This is a genomic window from Corallococcus silvisoli (genome assembly GCF_009909145.1).
In the GTDB taxonomy this organism is placed as follows: domain Bacteria; phylum Myxococcota; class Myxococcia; order Myxococcales; family Myxococcaceae; genus Corallococcus; species Corallococcus silvisoli.
The window spans coordinates 1,012,143-1,029,914 of the sequence record NZ_JAAAPJ010000001.1 but is presented as its reverse complement, the minus strand read 5'-3'; the positions used below and the strand labels follow the sequence as shown (position 1 = coordinate 1,029,914).

14 protein-coding genes are annotated in these 17,772 nt (G+C 72.0%); 9 read left to right on the top strand and 5 right to left on the bottom strand.

Annotated features, from left to right (window positions below):
• Positions 1 to 63: 63 nt before the first annotated feature.
• On the top strand, positions 64 to 1,299 hold the full coding sequence (locus GTY96_RS04210; protein ID WP_161663906.1) for an acetyl-CoA C-acetyltransferase: 1,236 nt from the start codon (positions 64 to 66) through the stop codon (positions 1,297 to 1,299).
• 8 nt (positions 1,300 to 1,307) lie between these two features.
• Here GTY96_RS04210 and GTY96_RS04205 read toward each other — a convergent pair whose 3' ends face one another.
• The gene (locus GTY96_RS04205; RefSeq protein WP_161663905.1) at positions 1,308 to 3,047 is read right to left on the bottom strand and encodes an Hsp70 family protein; all 1,740 of its coding nucleotides are present in this window, start codon (positions 3,045 to 3,047) and stop codon (positions 1,308 to 1,310) included.
• A gap of 4 nt (positions 3,048 to 3,051) precedes the next feature.
• A complete protein-coding gene (locus GTY96_RS04200) occupies positions 3,052 to 4,692 on the bottom strand; it encodes a hypothetical protein (protein ID WP_161663904.1) in 1,641 nt (546 codons plus the stop codon).
• 197 nt (positions 4,693 to 4,889) lie between these two features.
• Here GTY96_RS04200 and GTY96_RS04195 point away from each other — a divergent pair, with 197 nt between their 5' ends.
• Entirely contained in the window at positions 4,890 to 6,191 is a 1,302-nt protein-coding gene (locus GTY96_RS04195) for an MgtC/SapB family protein (RefSeq protein ID WP_161663903.1), read from the top strand.
• Positions 6,192 to 6,194: 3 nt separating this feature from the next.
• Here the strand turns inward: GTY96_RS04195 and GTY96_RS04190 are convergent, their stop codons facing one another.
• Complete coding sequence (locus tag GTY96_RS04190; RefSeq protein ID WP_235685308.1) at positions 6,195 to 6,827, bottom strand: TetR/AcrR family transcriptional regulator; 633 nt, start codon at positions 6,825 to 6,827, stop codon at positions 6,195 to 6,197.
• 85 nt (positions 6,828 to 6,912) lie between these two features.
• On the opposite strand from GTY96_RS04190, the gene GTY96_RS04185 reads away from it, so the two are divergent.
• Complete coding sequence (locus GTY96_RS04185; RefSeq protein ID WP_143898704.1) at positions 6,913 to 7,347, top strand: tautomerase family protein; 435 nt, start codon at positions 6,913 to 6,915, stop codon at positions 7,345 to 7,347.
• 60 nt (positions 7,348 to 7,407) lie between these two features.
• Here the strand turns inward: GTY96_RS04185 and GTY96_RS04180 are convergent, their stop codons facing one another.
• Complete coding sequence (locus GTY96_RS04180) at positions 7,408 to 9,996, bottom strand: LamG domain-containing protein (RefSeq protein ID WP_161663902.1); 2,589 nt, start codon at positions 9,994 to 9,996, stop codon at positions 7,408 to 7,410.
• Between the two features lie 113 nt (positions 9,997 to 10,109).
• Here GTY96_RS04180 and GTY96_RS04175 point away from each other — a divergent pair, with 113 nt between their 5' ends.
• The 6 genes from GTY96_RS04175 to GTY96_RS04150 all read left to right on the top strand — a co-directional run bounded on the left by GTY96_RS04175 (position 10,110) and on the right by GTY96_RS04150 (position 16,815).
• Entirely contained in the window at positions 10,110 to 11,426 is a 1,317-nt protein-coding gene (locus GTY96_RS04175) for a family 16 glycosylhydrolase (RefSeq protein ID WP_143898702.1), read from the top strand.
• Between the two features lie 9 nt (positions 11,427 to 11,435).
• Positions 11,436 to 12,182 (top strand): Type 1 glutamine amidotransferase-like domain-containing protein, encoded by a 747-nt coding sequence (locus tag GTY96_RS04170; protein WP_143898701.1) that lies wholly within the window; start codon positions 11,436 to 11,438, stop codon positions 12,180 to 12,182.
• 45 nt (positions 12,183 to 12,227) lie between these two features.
• Entirely contained in the window at positions 12,228 to 13,085 is an 858-nt protein-coding gene (locus tag GTY96_RS04165) for a glycoside hydrolase family 16 protein (RefSeq protein ID WP_143898700.1), read from the top strand.
• Positions 13,086 to 13,184: 99 nt separating this feature from the next.
• A complete protein-coding gene (locus GTY96_RS04160) occupies positions 13,185 to 14,612 on the top strand; it encodes a hypothetical protein (RefSeq protein ID WP_161663901.1) in 1,428 nt (475 codons plus the stop codon).
• Positions 14,602 to 15,261 (top strand): hypothetical protein, encoded by a 660-nt coding sequence (locus GTY96_RS04155; protein WP_328700761.1) that lies wholly within the window; start codon positions 14,602 to 14,604, stop codon positions 15,259 to 15,261. The genes GTY96_RS04160 and GTY96_RS04155 overlap by 11 nt, the downstream gene beginning before the upstream one ends.
• Before the next feature lie 12 nt (positions 15,262 to 15,273).
• Positions 15,274 to 16,815 carry a DUF1501 domain-containing protein gene (locus GTY96_RS04150; RefSeq protein WP_161663900.1) on the top strand — a complete coding sequence of 514 codons (1,542 nt, stop codon included), beginning with the start codon at positions 15,274 to 15,276 and terminating at the stop codon, positions 16,813 to 16,815.
• 3 nt (positions 16,816 to 16,818) lie between these two features.
• On the opposite strand, the gene GTY96_RS04145 is transcribed toward GTY96_RS04150, so the two are convergent.
• The gene (locus GTY96_RS04145; protein WP_161663899.1) at positions 16,819 to 17,634 is read right to left on the bottom strand and encodes a class I SAM-dependent methyltransferase; all 816 of its coding nucleotides are present in this window, start codon (positions 17,632 to 17,634) and stop codon (positions 16,819 to 16,821) included.
• Between the last annotated feature and the right edge of the window lie 138 nt (positions 17,635 to 17,772).

Sequence of the window (17,772 nt, the reverse complement as noted above, 5' to 3'; positions counted from 1 at the left end):
CCAGGTCGCCTTGACATACAAATTACGCAGATAATATTACGGTCGACATCAAAGGAGCCGCACATGACCGCCAGCTACATCATCGACGCCATCCGGACCCCGCGTGGGCGCGGGAAGATGGGCAAGGGTGCCCTCACGGGGCTGCACCCGCAGGAGCTGCTCGCACAGACGCTCAACGCGCTCCAGCGGCGCGGTGGCTGGGACGCGCGTCAGGTGGGCGACGTCATCGCGGGGTGCGTGTCCCAGGTGAACGAGCAGGGGGCGAACATCGCGCGCAACGCGGTGCTGGCGGCGGGGTGGCCGCAGGACGTGTCCGCCGTGTCGCTCAACCGCTTCTGCGGCTCCGGGCTCCAGGCGGTGAACTTCGGCGCGATGGGCGTGGCCTCCGGCGCCATGGACTTCGTGGTGGCGGGCGGCGTGGAGAGCATGTCGCACCTGTCGCTGGGCGCGGACGGCGGCGGCCAGGACGGCGGCAACGTGCGACTGCGCGAGCGCGTGTATCAGGTGCCCCAGGGCATCAGCGCGGACCTCATCGCCACGCTGGAGGGTATCCGTCGCGCGGACGTGGACGCGCTGGCGCTGCGCTCGCAGAAGAGCGCGGCCCGCGCCATCGAGGAGAACCGCTTCGCCCCATCCCTCTTCGCGGTGAAGGACCCGTCCACGGGCGCCGTGCTGCTGGAGCGCGACGAATATCCCCGCCCGGACACCACCGCGGAGGGACTGGCCGCGCTCAAGCCCGCGTTCGTGGCGATGGGGGAGCTGGCCGTGGGCCCGAACGGCGAGACGCTGGACGCCATCGCGCTCAGCGCCTACCCCCAGGCCCAGCGCATCCAGCACGTGCACACCGCCGGCAACTCCAGCGGCATCGTGGACGGGGCCGCGGTGGTGGCGCTGGCGTCGGAGCGCTACGTGAAGGAGCAGGGCCTCAAGCCCCGCGCCCGCATCCGCGCCATGGCGACGCTGGGCACCGAGCCGCTCATCATGCTCACCGCCCCCGCGCCGGTCAGCGAGAAGGCCCTGCGCATGGCGGGCATGAAGGCCGGCGACATCGACCTGTGGGAGATCAACGAGGCCTTCGCGGCCGTGGTCATCCAGACCACGCGCGCGCTGGGCATCGACCCGGACCGGGTCAACGTCAACGGCGGCTCCATCGCGCTGGGCCACCCGCTGGGCGCCACCGGGGCGATGCTCCTGGGCACCGCCCTGGACGAGCTGGAGCGCACGGGCAAGCAGACGGCGCTCATCACCATGTGCATCGGCGGCGGCCAGGGCATCGCCACCATCCTGGAGCGCGTGTAGCCGTCGCGTCAGCGGTCGCGGAAGGCGCGCACCAGCGCGTTGAGGCGCTCGCGGACCTCCGCGATGCGCCCGGGCTCCTGGGCCTCCAGCGCCAGGCGGAGGCCCGCGATGGCCGCCGCGAGTTCTTCTCGCGGCGCCCCGGTGAGCTCGACGAACAGCGCATCCGCGCGCGCCAGCGCGGTGGTGTTGGGCAGGGCGTCGCGCGGGTGCAGCTTGAGCGCGGCCATCCGCTGGCGCGCGTCTTCAATCTGCGCCGGCGTGAGGCGGCCGGGCCGCTGCTCGATGACGAAGGCCTCCTTGCGGCCGGTGGCCACCACCGTCACCTCCACCTCCAGGATGCCGTTGAGGTCGTAGGTGAAGCGCACGTCCACGGCCTGCTCGCTCGCGGGCGCGGGCGGCAGCCCCTGGAAGCGGTACTCGCCCAGCTTGACGTTGTCCTCGCAGCGGGCGTGTTCGCCCTGGTAGACCTCCAGGCGGATCTCCCGCTGGAAGTCGCTGCTGGTGGCGTAGCGCTCCACCCGGCTGGTGGGGATGACCGTGCCTCGCTCCAGGATGGGGCTGAAGACGCCGGTGACGTGCTGCCGGCCCGCCTGCGCCATGGTGGCCACGCCCAGCGTGAAGGGGGCCACGTCGGTGACGATGAGGTCCTCCACGGCCCGGTCCCCGCCCTTCATCGCGCCCTGCACGGCGGCCCCCAGCGCCACGGCCTCGTCCGGCGGCAGCTTGCGCAGGGGCAGGCGCCCGAACAGCTCCGCGCTCATCGCGGCGACGCACGGCATGCGCGTGGACCCACCCACGAGCAGCACCTCGTCGATGTCCTTGGACTGGAGCGACGCGTCCTTCAGCGCCTGACGGATGGGCCCGCGCACGCGCTCCAGCACGGAGGACCAGGCCTGCTCCGCCTCGTCGCGGCTCAGCTCCAGGTCCAGCGTCAGCCGGCGCCCCGTCTCCAGCGGGAGCTCGGGGAGCACCAGCCGCGTGCGCTCGGACGCGGACAGCCGGCGCTTGACGCCCTCGCAGGCCTCGCGCAGCCGGGACCACGCGGCGGCGTGCTCCTCCAGGTTCACGCCCTGCTTCTCCCGGAACGCCCGCGCCACGTGCCGCGCCAGCGCGGTGTCGAAGTCCTCCCCGCCCAGCCGCGCGTCTCCGGCGGAGGACTGGATCTCGATGACGCCCTCGATGATCTCCAGCACCGTCACGTCGAAGGTGCCACCGCCCAGGTCCAGCACCGCCACGCGCAGCTCCCGGCCGCGCTCGTGCAGCCCGTAGGCCAGCGCCGCCGCGGTGGGCTCGTTGATGATGCGCTCCACCTTCAGCCCGGCGATGGCGCCCGCGTCCCGGGTGGCCTGCCGCTGGAGGTCCCCGAAGTACGCGGGCACCGTGACCACCGCCTCCTCGATGGGCATGCCCAGGGCGGCTTCCGCGTCCCGCTTCAGCGAGCCGAGCACCAGCGCGGACAGCTCCTGCGGCGTGAAGCCCCGGCCGCTCAGGATGCGCTGGCGGTCCGTTCCCATGTCGCGCTTGAAGGCCACCGCGCCGGACGTGGGATCCAACACCGCCTGGGCCTTCGCCGCCGCGCCCACCAGCACCTCCCCCGCCCCCGTGAAGCTCACCGCGCTGGGCGTCAGCACCTCCCCCAGCGCGTTGGGCAGCACCGTCGGGCGACCGTCGCGCAGCACCGCCACCAGCGAGTACGTCGTCCCCAGGTCGATGCCCAGGATGGGCTTGTGGCCCGGACCACCGCTCATTGTCTCACCTCTGGCAGATGTGCCCCAAAGCGTCCTCGAAGGCCCTGAAGGCCTCATCCATCTCCACCTGCCGGGCCTGCCGCGAGGAATCACCCTTCGCCCCGACGACGGCGAGCTGGTCGCGCAGCCGGGTCCTCAAGGCGATGCGCTCCGCGAGCAGCCTCCCGCAGTCTCCCTCATCGCCCAGCGCCACCAGCGCGTGGAGGTGGTTGCAGCCCTTCTGGCCATCCACCCCTGTGAAGCTCCTGCAGAGCCCCTCCGCGTGACGCCGGGCGTTCTCCACCTGCTCCGGCCTCGGCACGCGGGTCCCCCATTGTCGCCAGGAGACAACGACGTGGACAGCCAGGGCCACCACCAGCAGCGCCAACAGCCCGCCCAGCGCCAGCGTCAAGACACGGGAGAAGCCCGGACGCCCAGCCAGGGGCATCGTCGCGCCCGCTCGCGAGGGCACCCCCGCATCCGGCGCGCGAGCGGGTCCCAGAGCCCCCCCGTCCAGCGTGGGCACAGGTGCGGCATCCAGCACGGGACGGCCCCCTTCGGGTTCGGGCGCGGGAGCAGGGCCCTGCGCGGCGGGGGGCCGGGGCGCGGGGCCCGGCTCCGTCGCGCCGCGGGGCCCGCGCGGCTCCTGCCTCGGCCCGGGCGGAGCGGGTCTGTCCAGCACCCGGTACAGGAGCGGAGCGTGCTCGCGCAGCAGGTGGACCGCCTCCGCGGCCTCCTGAGGCTGGGCCTTCGCCAGCGCCTGGAACGCGGACCGCGCGCCGTGCACCTGCCCCTCGAGCACGACCCGCGCGAGGATCCCTCGCAGCGTGCCGCTGAAGGAGTCCGGCAGCGCCCCCAGCTCCAGCACCAGCGGCCAGAAGCGCGCCAACTCTTCGTCGCTCTCGAAGGCGCCGAGCAAGCCCTCGCCCTGCATCCAGGCCCCGTAGCGCCGCGCCAGCTCCCGGCCCGTGCCGGGGTGGCCATTCAGGTGCAACAGCAACACGAACTGCACGAACCAGCGGGGAGGCGGAGGCGGCTCCTCCGGGCCCGTCCCCATCTTGTCGAAGGCGACCCGAGCCACCTTCGAGGCGCGCTCCACCTCCTCCAGTTCGAGCAGATCATCCGCCAGCATCCAGAGGAACCGATGTGGCGCCGCCTTCCCCAGCAGTTCGATCTCCGTGTCGTCCAGCGCCCGCGGAAACCGCTGCGAGAGCTCCGCCAGGAAGCCGACATGGCCCTGCCGGTAGGCGTCGCGGTACGCGGCCAGGGCCTCCTGGCTCCGGTTGGCGGCGAGCAGCGCCTTCACCAGCCACTGCCGAGGCTCCACCGCGTCCTGAAGGGCCTCCACGGCACGCCGCGCCACCTCCACCGGCGCGTCCAGGGGCGCGTCCGGAGGCAGCGCGCGGAACTCCGCCCGGAAGCGCTCCAGCACCTCCTGAGGCGGCGCGGACGCGGGGGCCGGCCCGGGCTCGGGGGCGCGCTCCGCGGGCTCCTCGCGCGTTGCCGCCTGGGTGCGCGGACCCTCGCGTCCCTCGCGGGCCGCCAGGACCGTCTCGTAGGCCTGGCGCAGGCGGGCGAAGCCCTCCGGGTCCGTCTCCGGTTTGCGCGTCTTGAGCTTGCGAAGATAGGCCCGCCGGACGGCGTCCCCGCCGGGGTCGGCATCCACTTCCAACTCCCTGAGCGCTTCCTGGAAATCCATGCGGCGGGCGACGATAGCCCAAAGCCAGAAGGCCCCTCCGAACCCCTTGCGGATGCGTTGACAGGGCCCCCCATCTCCGACATGAGAAAAGGTCGCTCCAGCAATCAATGGGGCGCGCGGCCCGGGCGTCCTCCCGGGCCGTGATGCCAGCCTGGAGGCGCCCCATGGACTCCCCCGCCGACCTGCCCACCCTCCTGGCCCAGGCGTCACACTGGCCCGTGGTGCCCGTGCTGACGCGCGTGGGTCTGGCCATCGCCATTGGCCTGTTCATCGGCCTGGAGCGCGAGCACAGCCGCAAGACGGGGGTGCGCACCTTCGCGCTCACCGCGCTGATGGGCTGCCTGGGCGGGCTCACGGGTCAGGCCTTCGCGCTGGTGGCCGCGGGCTTCGTCACGCTGCTGGTGGTGATGATGAACGGGCGGGAGCTGCTGCTGCACCGGCGGCTGGCACTCACCACCTCCACCGCCCTGATGGTGGTGGCCTTCTGCGGCATCCTGTGCGGCATGGGGCACACGTTCACCCCCATCGTGGTGGGCGTGCTGACGGCCGCGCTGCTCGCCTGGAAGCAGTCCATCGCGGGCTTCGTGGGCGGGCTGTCCGACAAGGAGCTGCGCTCCGCCATCCTGCTCGCGGTGCTGACGTTCGTCATCTTCCCCATCCTGCCCGCGCACCCGGTGGACCCGTGGGGCCTCATCGAGCCGCAGTCCAACTGGGCCAGCGTCATCATCATCGCGGCGGTGGGCTTCGTGAACTACATGCTCCTGAAGACGCTGGGGCCCCGGGGCATGGAGGTGACGGCGTTCTTCGGCGGGCTGGTGAACAGCCGCAAGGTCATCGTGGAGCTGGCCACGCGCTTGAAGGAAGTGGGCGCCCCGCTGCTGCCGTCCGCGTACCGGGGCATCCTGCTGGCCACCGGCGCGATGCTGCTGCGCAACGGCCTCATCGTCGTCATCTTCGCGTCGCAGGCGGCCGTGCACTGCGCCATCCCGTTCACCTTGATGCTGCTGGTGAGCGCGGTGCTGTGGCGCCGCTCGCCCGTGCAGGCCCCCGCGGAGGGCACGCCCCGGCTCGCGCTGGAGTCGCCCTTCCGCTTGATGGCGGCCATCAAGTTCGGCCTCGTGTTCCTGGCGCTCAACGTCGCGGGCGCGCTGGCGCAGCGCAACTTCGGCTCCGCCAGCTTCTACTTCGTCAGCATCCTGGGGGGCTTCCTGTCGAGCGCCTCCTCCATCGCCTCCGCCGCCACGCTCATCAGCCACCATGAGATTTCAGCGGTCACCGGCGTCAACGGCGTCATCCTCTCCAGCCTCACCAGCATCGTGGTGAACATCCCGCTCATCCGGAGCATGGCCCAGGAGGCCGGCTTCCGGCGGCGCGTGTCCACCGCCCTGCTGGCCGTGGCGATGGTGGGGCTGGTCGGCGTGGGCCTCAACCTGATGGTCTTCGAGACGCTGCTCCACCCCGCCTGAGCCTCACGGCCCCACGAAGGCCACGAGCGCGTCGCGGATGGCGTCGAACGGCGCGATGTCCCGGCGGGCGCGGCAGAGGATCAACGCGCCCTCCACCGAGGCCAGGATGAGCGCCGCCGCGCTGCCGGCCTTCGCGGAGGCCAGCCCCGCCGCGACCAGCCGCGCCTCCAGCTCGCGCTCCCAGGAGATGAAGACCGCCGCCGCCCGCGCGCCCAGCTCCGGGTGCGCCAGCCGCTCGTTCGCCACCGCCGCGATGGCGCACCCCGCCTGACAGTCCGTCTTCAGCAGCACCTTGCGCCACGCCTCGAAGAAGCGCTGCACCACCTGCGCCGGCGTCCCCCCCTCCCCCGCGCGCAGGGCCAGGAGCACGCGCTCCCCCACCAGCGTAAGGGCCTCCGCCGTGAGCGCGTCCTTCCCGTCCGGGAAGTGGTGGTAGATAGACCCCCGGGGCGCGCCGCTGCGCTCGATGACCTCCGAGAACGACGTGCCCGCGAGCCCCCGCTCACTCAGCAGCGAGGCGGCCGCGTACACCATCCGCTCCCGGGGCGTCCGCTCGGAGGCCACCGGCGCCTCCTCCTCCTTCTTCGCGGAGCCCCGCACGCGCTCCCGGGCCCCACCCTTCACACGCTCGGCCATCGCACCCCATTGACTATGACGACCATCTTAATTAGTTCTGGGCCGCCACTATGACAACCGTCATAGTCCTGGAGGGACCCGAACCATGCCCATGATCGACATCGCAGCGACCGAAGGAACCTTTCCGCAGGCGAGCGAGGCGGCGCTGCTGGAGCGCGCGACGGCCTGCCTCCTCCAGTGGGAGAAGGTGACGGGCATCCCCTACGCGGTCGCGAACACCGGCGCGTTCCTGAACATGCTGCCCCAGGGGCGGGCCGCCGCGGGGGGCAAGCCCGCGGGGGTGGTGCGCATCCAGGTGCTCACGCCCGCGAAGTCCCTCAGCCAGGAGCAGCGCACGGGCATCGCGGCGGGCCTCACCGACATCGTGGGCGAGCTGGCCGCCGACCCGGGCGTCCGCGAGCGGACCTGGGTGCTGTTCCACGAGGCCGTCGATGGCGGCTGGGGCATCGCCGGGAAGGCGTTCACCAACGGGGAGCTGGTGGACGCGGTCCGCGCGAGCGCCATCGCCGCCCGGCGCTGAAGCCATGAAGCCCCCCCGCGCCGCCAGGGCGACCCTGCGGCCCCGGCGGCGCGCGAGGCCTCACGGCGCGTACTTCCACGCCGCGGTCACCGCGGGCTGGAAGCAGTGCACGTGGGCCTTCGTGCCGCTGGGAATCTCCTGGACGACGCCCGCGCCGTAGCCCTGCGTGCGGCACCACTGGCTCACCTCCAGCCGTGAGCCGGGGGCGGTGTAGTCGCCCAGGTTGGACACCGGCCCCAGCACGGACTTCTCCACGTCCACCCGCAGCCCGGAGTTGAAGCAGCCCACCCACGGGCGGGACGTCAGCTCGAAGATCTGCCCCGTGGTCCACCCCTGGCTGTTGCAGAAGCGGTGCGCCGCCGCGGCGCAGTGGGTGCCCGTCACCACGCGGTCGTCGGTGCAGCCCGCGTGGATGCGCGCCAGCTCCTCGAACGTCACCGCCACGCTCTGGTGCTGGATGGGCGCGCACGCCACCGTCAGGTCCGTGGCCGTGGACGACACCGGCACGCCCGCCAGCGAGATGGGCGGGCGGTTGCTGACGAGCTGCTGGATGGTGTCCCAGGTGTTGGTGGTGTTCGCCATCGCGTCGCCCGCGCCGCGCTGCGCGCAGACCCGGTGCATCGCGGACTGGCACGCGGCCGTGTTCAGGGCCTGGGTGCCACTGCACGCCGGAGCCTGGGCGCTCATCACGAACTGGCCGGCGGAGGGCGCGTGCTGGATGGCCTCCTCGCGGCAGTTGGCGCCGTGGGCCGTCAGGCAGATGCTCCGGTTGGAGCGCGCGTGCGTGAAGATGCGCACCTCGTCGATGGCGCCCCGGAACGAGCCCTCGCCGTTCGCCGGGCAGCGCTGCGTGTCCAGGTTCGCGCCCGCGCCGATGTAGAGCGTCCCCGCGCCCAGCCGGGCCGAGCCCGGCGCGACCGGCAGCGCGCGATTCGTGGGCACGCCGTTGAAGTATTCATGGAAGACGCCGGTGGTGCCGTCCCAGGTATAGGCCACGTGGGTCCACTGCCCCACGGGCAGCGCCGGGCTGAAGCCCAGGCGCACTCGCTGGCCGTTGACCACCAGGGAGAAGTGCAGCTGGTTGCCCGCCTCGTAGATGACGTCCAGCCCGCCCGCCTTCTGCATCAGGTAGCGGTAGGGATTGCCGGTGGTGCATCCCTGCTGGATGTCCGCGTCCGGCCGCACCGCGAACTCCACCGACAGGGCGCGCACGTCCGCGCCCACGCCGGGCAGCGGCGCGCCGGGAGGATCCGCCAGGGGGACCGCGAGCGCGCTCCCCCCGGGCACCACCAGCGCCTTGCCCTTGCCGTGCGGCTGCCACAGCGAGTCCGGGGACGCGCGCGTGACGGCGTTGCTCGGGGAGATGGAGGCGCTGCCCACGAGCGCGCCGGTGAAGAAGTGGCCGGACAGGTCCGGCGTGCGCGTCAGGTCGTACGCGCCCGCGCGCGTGACGAGCTCGTTCATGGGCAGGAAGAGCAGGTGGAAGGGGTCCATCAGCTCGCCCAGGTCCACCTCGTTGTAGTCGCCCGTGTTGCTGCCGAAGAGGGACAGCACGTCGTGCGTCTTGGTGACGGGCAGGTAGTGCGCTTCGTTGCCCTGCCCCGGCGGGAAGCTCTGGGACGGCAGGCGCTCCTGCTCGAAGTTCCACATCGGCCCTGAGTAGAAGAGGTGCGCGATGTCCATCCGGTCCGTGTTGATGGCCCCATCGATGTGGTACGCGGCCCAGTTCGTGTCCGCGCCCACCAGGCTCACCGCCTCCCGCCGCGCCCCATCCGTGTAGGTGACCGCGATGTAGAGGAGGTTGCGCCCCTCGTGGTCCACCCACGCGTAGGCGCCGCGCACCAGGGGACCGGAGGCCGTGTCGCCGAAGTCCTCACCCGTGGCCGCCTTCAAGCGCTTCCACGCCAGCGGGTAGCGCTTCACGCCCGCATCCGGGTCGTTGAACATCATCGACAGCGGACGCGGGTTGCTCCAGCCGGTGGCCAGGCACGGCGTGGGGTTGTAGGCGTACATCATGTGGTCGATGCCGCCCGTGTTCGCGGGCGCGCCCTGGTAGATGAGCAGCCGGCCGTCGGACGTCATCGTCGGCTCGATGCCGCGAAGCGTGGCGCCCGTGACGGTGCGCAGCGTCTCCAGCGCGCCGGTGGTGAACGACGCCACCTCCGCCTGGGGCGTGAAGGGCTGGGACACGCGCAGGTCCGCCGTGCGCCGCCGGAAGACGTTGTCCCCGTTGAACATCATCGAGTCGAAGATGAACGGCTGATAGACCGCGACCCCGCCAGAGAGCGTGTACGGCTGCGCCGGGTTCGTGAAGCAGAACGCCAGCGCGTTCTCCCCGTTGCGCACCTGCACCGTCTTGCCCGCGGAGAAGGTCCCCGCGAAGGACGGCTTGCCCGCGGCGTCGTACGTCACCGCCTCCGGACGGAACACCCGCGCAATCCACGTCGTCGTCGTGGTCGCGTGGTCCTCCCCGATGTTGCCCACGAAGACGCGCCCGTCCACCGTCGACGAGTGCCCGTTGGCCCCGAACGGCGTCGCGATGCGGGTGTTCACCAGCGAAGGCCGGCCCTCCGCGAACACCGCCAGGGGCACGCCCACCAGCGCCGCGCCAAGGAGCCCCCCTAGACTCCAGGTAAGTTTGTTTTGCATGAAAACTAGGATAATCCACTTTCAGCGCCCCACCCAAGCGGACCTGGTCCGGGGGCCTCCGCGCCGGGGGCTGGCGTCGTGCGGTGAGCACCGGGTCCCAACCGAGGATGACGATGGCATCGAGAGCCGGGAAGACGCTGTGGACGCTGGTGGTGGCGGTGGGGCTGACGGCGTGTGGCGAGCCCCCTGCCCCCGCGATGGAGGGGGCGCTGACGACGCCCCGGGTGGCGGCGCGGGAGCAGTCCGCCACCGCGGCGCCGCTGGGGCAGACGGTGTGGCTCAAGGCGTGCGCGACGCAGAAGTACGTGTCGGCGGACAAGAACCTCCACGCGACCGCGCCGCTGGTCGCCAACCGGGACACGGCCCAGGGCTGGGAGCAGTTCCAGGTGGGCGACGCGGGCAATGACTTCATCTCGCTGCGCGTGCTGGAGACGGGCCTGTACGTGTCCGCGGATCCCAACGCGGGCGGACAGGTGACGGGCTTCCGCACGGCGGTGGGGGACTGGGAGCGCTTCACCTGGGTGCCCTTCCCCGACGGGACCGTGGGGCTGAGGGCGAAGAGCACCGGCCTGTACGTGTCCGCGGACGCGAACCAGGGCGGCACCGCGCCGCTGTACGCCAACCGCGCCACCGCCGGCTGCTGGGAGGCGTTCTCCTTTGGCGTCGTGGGCGGCGGGGCGGACCGCTGGGTGCAGATCTGGAGCGACGAGTTCGACGGCACCAGCGTCAACACCGCCAACTGGACGCCCAACACGTCCGTGCACGTGAACAACGAGCAGCAGCAGTACACCACGTCCGGCGACAACATCTCCGTGAGCAACGGCACGCTGAAGCTCACCGCGCGCCTGCAATGGAACAACAACTACCCGTTCACCTCCGGGCGGCTGGAGAGCGCGGGGAAGCGGGAGTTCAGCCACGGCCGCATCGAGGCGCGCATCAAGATGCCGGTGGGCGCGGGCCTCTGGCCGGCGTTCTGGCTGCTGGGCAATGACATCAATTCGGTGGGCTGGCCCTCGTGCGGCGAGCTCGACATCATGGAGAACGTCGGCTACGGCGACTGGGTGTCCGGCGCGCTCCACGGCCCGGGCTACTCCGGCAACACGCCCATCAATGGCCGCTTCTACCCGTCCTCCAGCGTGAGCGACTGGCACGTGTACCGCACGGAGTACTCGACCGCGGACATCAAGTGGTACATCGACGGCGCGCTGGTGAAGACCACGACGCGAGCCGAGGTGACGCGCTACGGGGCGTGGGTCTACGACAAGCCGATGTTCATCATCCTCAACCTCGCGGTGGGCGGCGGCTACCCCTTCGGCCAGAACGGCGCCACGTCGCCGTACTACGGCGTGCCGCAGTCCACGGTGGACCTGGTGCGCAACGCGCCGCAGACGATGGAAGTGGACTGGGTGCGCGCCTACCAGTGGCGGTAGGCTCGCGGCATGCCGCTTCCGCCCCTCCTCCTGCTGGCTGACAGCGCCCCGTTGTTCTGGCGCGTGGAGGGGCGCCCCTTCCTGGACTTCGTGCGCGTGCTCACCGGCGCGGAGCTGCGCGTTCCGCCCGTGACGGCCGCGTACCTGGGCGCCTCCAACGGCGACGCGCCGGAGTTCCAGGACATCTTCGTCGCGGCCATGGAGGGCATCGGCATCACGCGGTGCCGGAGCATCCCGGCCGCGCCCTCGGCGCGGGACCTGGCGTGGCTCGGGAGCGCCGACGTCATCCTCCTCGCGGGCGGCGACCCGCGCGTGGGCTGGGACGCGTTCCAGGCGCACGGCGTGGACGCGCTCCTGCGCGAGCGGCATCAGGCGGGCGCCCTGCTCATGGGCGTGTCCGCCGGGGCCATGCACCTGGGCCTGGGCGCGTGGTGCGACGACCTGCCCGGAGAGGGCGAGCCCTTCCCGGTGCTGGGACTGACGCCGTACCTCATCGGGGTGCACGAGCCCCCCGAGTGGCCCGGGCTCAAGCTCGCCGTCCAGCGCATGGGGCTGCCCACGCGCGGGCTGGGCATCCCGAGGGGCGGCGGCGTGCTGCTGCACGCGGACGGCAGCGTGGAGCCCGTGCGGCAGCCGGTGGTGGACGTGTCGCTGGACGTGGACGGCACGCCGCGCGAATCGCTGCTGCTGCCTCCGGCCACGCCCTACCGGGGCGAGGCCCCCACGGCCCCCGTGGACCGGCGGACGCTCCAATAGCCTCTCCTTTCCGAAGCCCCCGACCCACACGTGCGAGGAACAGCGATGGCGGCGAGACGCGGCATGGCGACGATGGCGTGGACGCTGGCGGCGGGACTGACGGCCTGCGCGGGCACACCGAAGCACGCGGCGGCACCGGACGCGGGCGGCGGCTGGGTCCAGGTGTGGAGCGACGAGTTCGACGGCGACGCGGTGGATGAGCGCAACTGGATCCTCAACACCGACGTGCACGTGAACAACGAGCAGCAGCAGTACACGACGTCACCCGCCAACGTGTCGGTGAGCGGCGGGACGCTGAAGCTCACCGCGCGCATGCAGGCCGCGAACGGCTACCCGTTCACGTCGGGCCGGGTGGAGAGCGCGGGCAAGCGGGAGTTCCGCCACGGCCGCGTCGAGGCGCGCATCAAGCTGCCGGTGGGTGTGGGGCTCTGGCCCGCGTTCTGGATGCTGGGCAGCGACATCCACTCGACGGGGTGGCCCGCGTGTGGCGAGCTCGACATCATGGAGAACGTCGGCTACGGCGACTGGGTCTCCTTCGCGCTGCACGGCCCGGGCTACTCCGGCGACACGCCCATCAACGGCCGCTTCACGCCGCGCACGCCGGTGAGCGACTGGCACGAGTACGGCGTGGAGACCTCGCCCGACGCCATCCACTGGTTCGTCGACGGCGAGCGCGTGAAGACGGCGACGCGCGAGGAGGTGGAGCGCCACGGCGCGTGGGCCTACGACAAGCCGCTGTTCATCATCCTCAACTTCGCCGTGGGGGGCGGCTACCCGGAGGGCGTCAACAAGGCGAAGGAGCCCTACTTCGGCGTGCCCCAGGCCACCGCGGACCTGCTGCGCCAGGGGCCCCAGACGATGGAAGTGGACTGGGTGCGCGTGTCGGAACGACGGCCGCGCTGAGGGTCCGACCGCCTCCTCTTCGCACGAATCTCCGAAACTGTTTCTGAATTCCGGGGTTGGGGTGTCCATCAAGGAACGTCCCCCGTTTCCGGAGCCCGCGTGCCCCCACTTCCTGAACCCCCGCGCCGCTGGTGGCTGCTCGGGCTGCTGCTGGGCTTGGCGACCCCAGCCCTGGCGAAGCCCACGGGCCCCGCGGCCTTCTGCGCCGAGTACCCCACGGCCCCCGCGTGCCAGGGCACCCAGCCCGCCTGCACCTACTGCCACGTGGCGCCGCCCCAGCGGAACGCCTACGGCGCCGCGCTGGAGCCCCACCTGGCCCCCGGCAAGCCCCGCCCCCTGTCCGACGAGGACTTCGCGGCGGCGCTCCCCGCCGCGCTCCGGGCCATCGCCACCGCGGACGCCGATGGGGACGGTGCCCCCAACCAGTTCGAGGTCGAGCAGGGCTCGCTGCCCGGTGACGCCACCAGCGTCCCGCCCAGCGGCGTCTGCGGCGGCGGGGAGAACCCCCAGTTCAAGGTCTGCCAGTACGACCCGCGCTTCGTGTACCGCCGCATGCTGAGCGACTTCTGCGGCACGTCCCCCACCTACGTCCAGGTGGCCACGTTCGTGGAGCTGGGCAACCCGGACACGCAGCGCGCCTTCATCGACCAGGAGCTGGACCGCTGCCTCCAGTCCGACTTCTGGCGCGGCAAGCACGGGCAGCTCTGGAAGGTCGCCCACCCGAAGATCCGCCCCATCGGCTCCATCAAGTCCGGTGAGGACGCGGGCCAGATTCCGCTGGCGGACTACGACGACGACTACGCGCTCTTCACCTGGTCCCAGACGGATGACCACGACGCGCGCGACGTCCTCACCGCCACCTTCCACGTGAAGCGCGCGGGGACGAACCCCACCACGTACACCTCCACCCCCAGCCTGCCCTCGCAGACGGTGGATGCCGCGCACCGCGCCGGCAACATGACCAGCGCGTGGACGCTCACCTCGTTCGTCATGTTCACCGCGCTGCCGCGCAACGCCGCGTCCCAGATGTACCGCGCCTACCTCGGCCTGGACATCGCGAAGCAGGAGGGCCTGCACAGCGTGGCCAGCGAGCCGCGTGACTACGACGCCAAGGGCGTCCAGGCGCCGCAGTGCGCCGCCTGCCACGCGACGCTCGACCCGCTGTCGTACCCGTACCGCAACTACAACGGCATCAGCGGCGTGCTGTCCAACCGCTACCTGCCCAACCGCCTGGAGCTGCTGTTCCCCAACGACGTGGCCACCCTGAAGAACACGCCGGAGAAGGGCGTCATCCTGGGCCAGCCGGTGAACAACCTCCTGGAGTGGGCCCGGGTGGCCGCCAACAGCGACGCCTTCGCCATCTCCACCGTCACCGACTACTGGAAGCTGCTCGTCGGCCACGCGCCCCTCCCGGAAGAGAACGAGGAGTTCGTCCACACCTGGCAGGCCTTCCGCTCCACGCACGGCTACCGCGTGCAGAAGATGCTTCACGACCTCATCCGCACGGAGGCCTACGGTGCGCCCTGAACGCCTGCTGCTGACCTGCCTCCTGCTGACGGGCTGCTCCGACGCGCTCCCCGTCGCCGTCGACCTGGGCCCGGGAGAGAACCCGGGCGTGACGCCCACGTACGATGGCGGCGTCGCGAAGTCCCAGAAGGGGAACCTGCGCTTCAAGGGGCCCGAGCGCCTGTCGCTCGACCTGGCCCAGGCGCTGGAGCTGCCCGCCGCCTCCGTGTGCAACGAGCTGGGCATCTACCCCTGCCAGAACGTGCACGGCGTGGCGCTGGGCGGCGTGGACCCCTACCAGCACAGCGTCTACGAGACAGCCCCGGTGACGGGCGCCACCGCGCCCCTCGCCGTGGAGCGGACCGTGCTCTCCGCGTGTAACGCCCGCGTCTCGCTGGACGTGAACACGCCAGCCGCCGCGGTGGTGTTCAAGGACGTCGCCCTGACGGCGGACGGGAAGCTGGTGGACGCCGTGAGCCCCGCCGTCGCCACGGCGATGACGTCCCTGGTGCGCCGGGCATGGCTGCGCGACCCGACCCAGGAGGAGCGCGACGCGCTGGTGCGGCTGGCCGGCGACGTGGCGGCCACCGGCGCGGCCCGCCCGGGCGTCGCGTGGATGCAGGCCTCCTGTCTCGCCGTCTTCTCTTCCGCCGAAGCCGTCTTCTACTGAGGAACCCCGTCCATGACCCTCAAGACCACCGGCCGGCTGTCGCGTCGGGAGCTGCTGCGGGCGCTGTCGCTCTGCGCCGCGGGCTCCACCACCCTGGGCCCCCTGCTCTCCGGCTGCCGTGAATCCCTCCAGGCCCCCGAGGCGCTGGAGAAGCTGGGCCACAAGCGCGACGCGCTCGACGGCAAGCCGAAGTTCCTCATCGTCATCGGGGCGGCAGGGGGCGCGTCCATCGTGGACAGCTTCCTCGCGGTGCGCCAGTCCGAGTCCGCCAACGCGAGCGCGGTCAACACCTTCCCGGACGCGCAGGTGCAGGCCGTGGCGGGCAGCCCCTTCCGCGCCGTGAAGTACAGCAACACGCGCCTGGGCAGCATCAACATCCCGGTCAACACGGACCAGCTGGCGTTCGTGAAGAAGCACCAGCACGAGATGCTGGTGGCCACCTCCGTGGGCACGTCCGTGAACCACGGCATCGCGCAGAAGCGCTCGCTCACCGGCAACGCCGCGTGGCGGGGGCGCACGCTCCAGGAGGCCGTCGCGCTCCAGTGGGGAAGCGGCCTGCCCCTGCCCAACGTCAACATGGGCACCGGCGGCTACGCCGAGCGCGGCACCGACGACGCCCTGCCCCTCTCCTGCTTCGGGGAGAGCGTGGTCAACCCCTCCCTCTGGCCCCTGGGCCTGGACGGCTCGCGCGGCATCGCGGGCGCGCCATCCAAGGACGTCATCGCCCTGGCGCGCGGCACGCGGGACGCGCTGGACCAGAAGTCCGTCTTCGGCCGCACCTTCCAGGACAGCGCCGCGCTCCGGCGCTGGAATGAACAGCGCGGCGTGCAGCAGCCGAAGCTGGAGGCCATGGACCTCATCACCCGGCTCAACATCCTGCCCGACCTGCCGCAGATTCCCCTGTCGCGGTACGGGCTGGAGAGCTCGCCGGACGGCGCGCGGCTGCGCGCGGCGTTCCCCGCGTTCCTCACCGACCCCGTGCAGGGCCAGGCGGCGCTCGCGTTCCTCCTGCTCAAGTACCGGGTGTCGGTGTCGGTGACGCTGGGGCCCGACTTCAACGTCGCGGTGGGCGGGCCCAACGGCATCGCCAACCCGCCGCTCGCGTTCGACATCAGCCACAACGACCACCGGGGCGGGCAGGCCTTCATGTGGGCGCGCATCCTGTCCACGGTGGACTCGCTCATCACCCTGCTCAAGGCGGAGCCCTTCGACGCGGACACCGGCGAGTCCATGTGGGACCGCACGATGCTCTACGTGGCCACGGAGTTCGGCCGCACGCGACCGCGCCCCTCGGGCGCCACGGAGTTCGGATCCGGGCACGACCTCAACAACGGCTTCCTGCTCCTGTCCCCCATGGTGAAGGGCAACACCGTCCTGGGAGGCGTGGACCCCAACACCACCCTCACCTACGGCTTCGACGCGCGCACCGGCGAGGCCCAGCCCGGCAAGCTCACGTCCAACGAGCCGGACATCTACTCCGGCATCCTCACCGCCATGGGCGCGGACCTGGGCGGCAGCGGCCTGCCGGACGCGAGCGCCTTCAAGCGCGCCTGACGCTCACGCCCCCCGCCCTGGCAGCCTCGCCCACAGCACGGTGGCGTTGGGCCGGGCGGGCTCCGGGGTGATGCCCAGCTTCTTGAAGTCACTCGAGTAGCGCGACCCCTTGATCAGCACGGCCCGGCGAGCCACGCGCCGGGCCTCCTCCACCATCTCCCGCGTCAGCGGCGCGGGGTCCGCGTGGCGGCGCAGCGCCTCGAACGCGGCGGAGGACTTGCGCTCGCGCTCGAACATCGGATCGAAGAGCACCACGTCGAACGCGCCGTCCGGCACCGCCCGCAGGTGCACCGCCGCGTCCGCGTGCACCACCTCCACCGCGCAGGAGGCCGGGTGGCGCGGCAGGCCCAAGAGCCCGTGGCGCACCAGCAGGTAGAGCGCCGGGCGCTTCTCCAACGCGGTGACGCGGCCCGAGGGCCCCACCAGCCGCGCCGCCACCTGCGCATCCGCGCCCAACCCCAGGGTGCAGTCCAGCACGTGCTCCCCGTCGCGCAGCCCCGCGATGCGCAGGAGCATGTCCTCCTCCACCCCCGCGTCCAGCTGCTTCACGCGCAGGTGCGCCAGCCCGGGGGAGAAGCGCAGCGTGCCCTCCGCGTCCACCAGCGACACCGCCGTGGACTCAAAGACGACCAGCGCATCCGCCATGTCGGTGAGCAGCTTCTTCAAGGGGAGCTTGTGGTGGCGCTCCACATACGGAACACCCACTTCCTCCGCCGCGCTCCGCGCACGCTGTGCGAGCGCCACGTCCACCCGGTCCGACGTGGTGACCACCAGCGCCTGGCGCGACGGGGACGGCGGGAGCAAGGACGGGGGGCGCATGGGCACCGCGCAGCCTACCCCGCGCGCAAGCCGTCCCCCGGGGCCGCCCGCTGTCACCCGCGCGCCCCCACCCCTCCCCCCAGGCGCATGGTCCCCCACGGCGCGCCTTCTTACCTCTTGGCCTTCGCGCGGGGATAT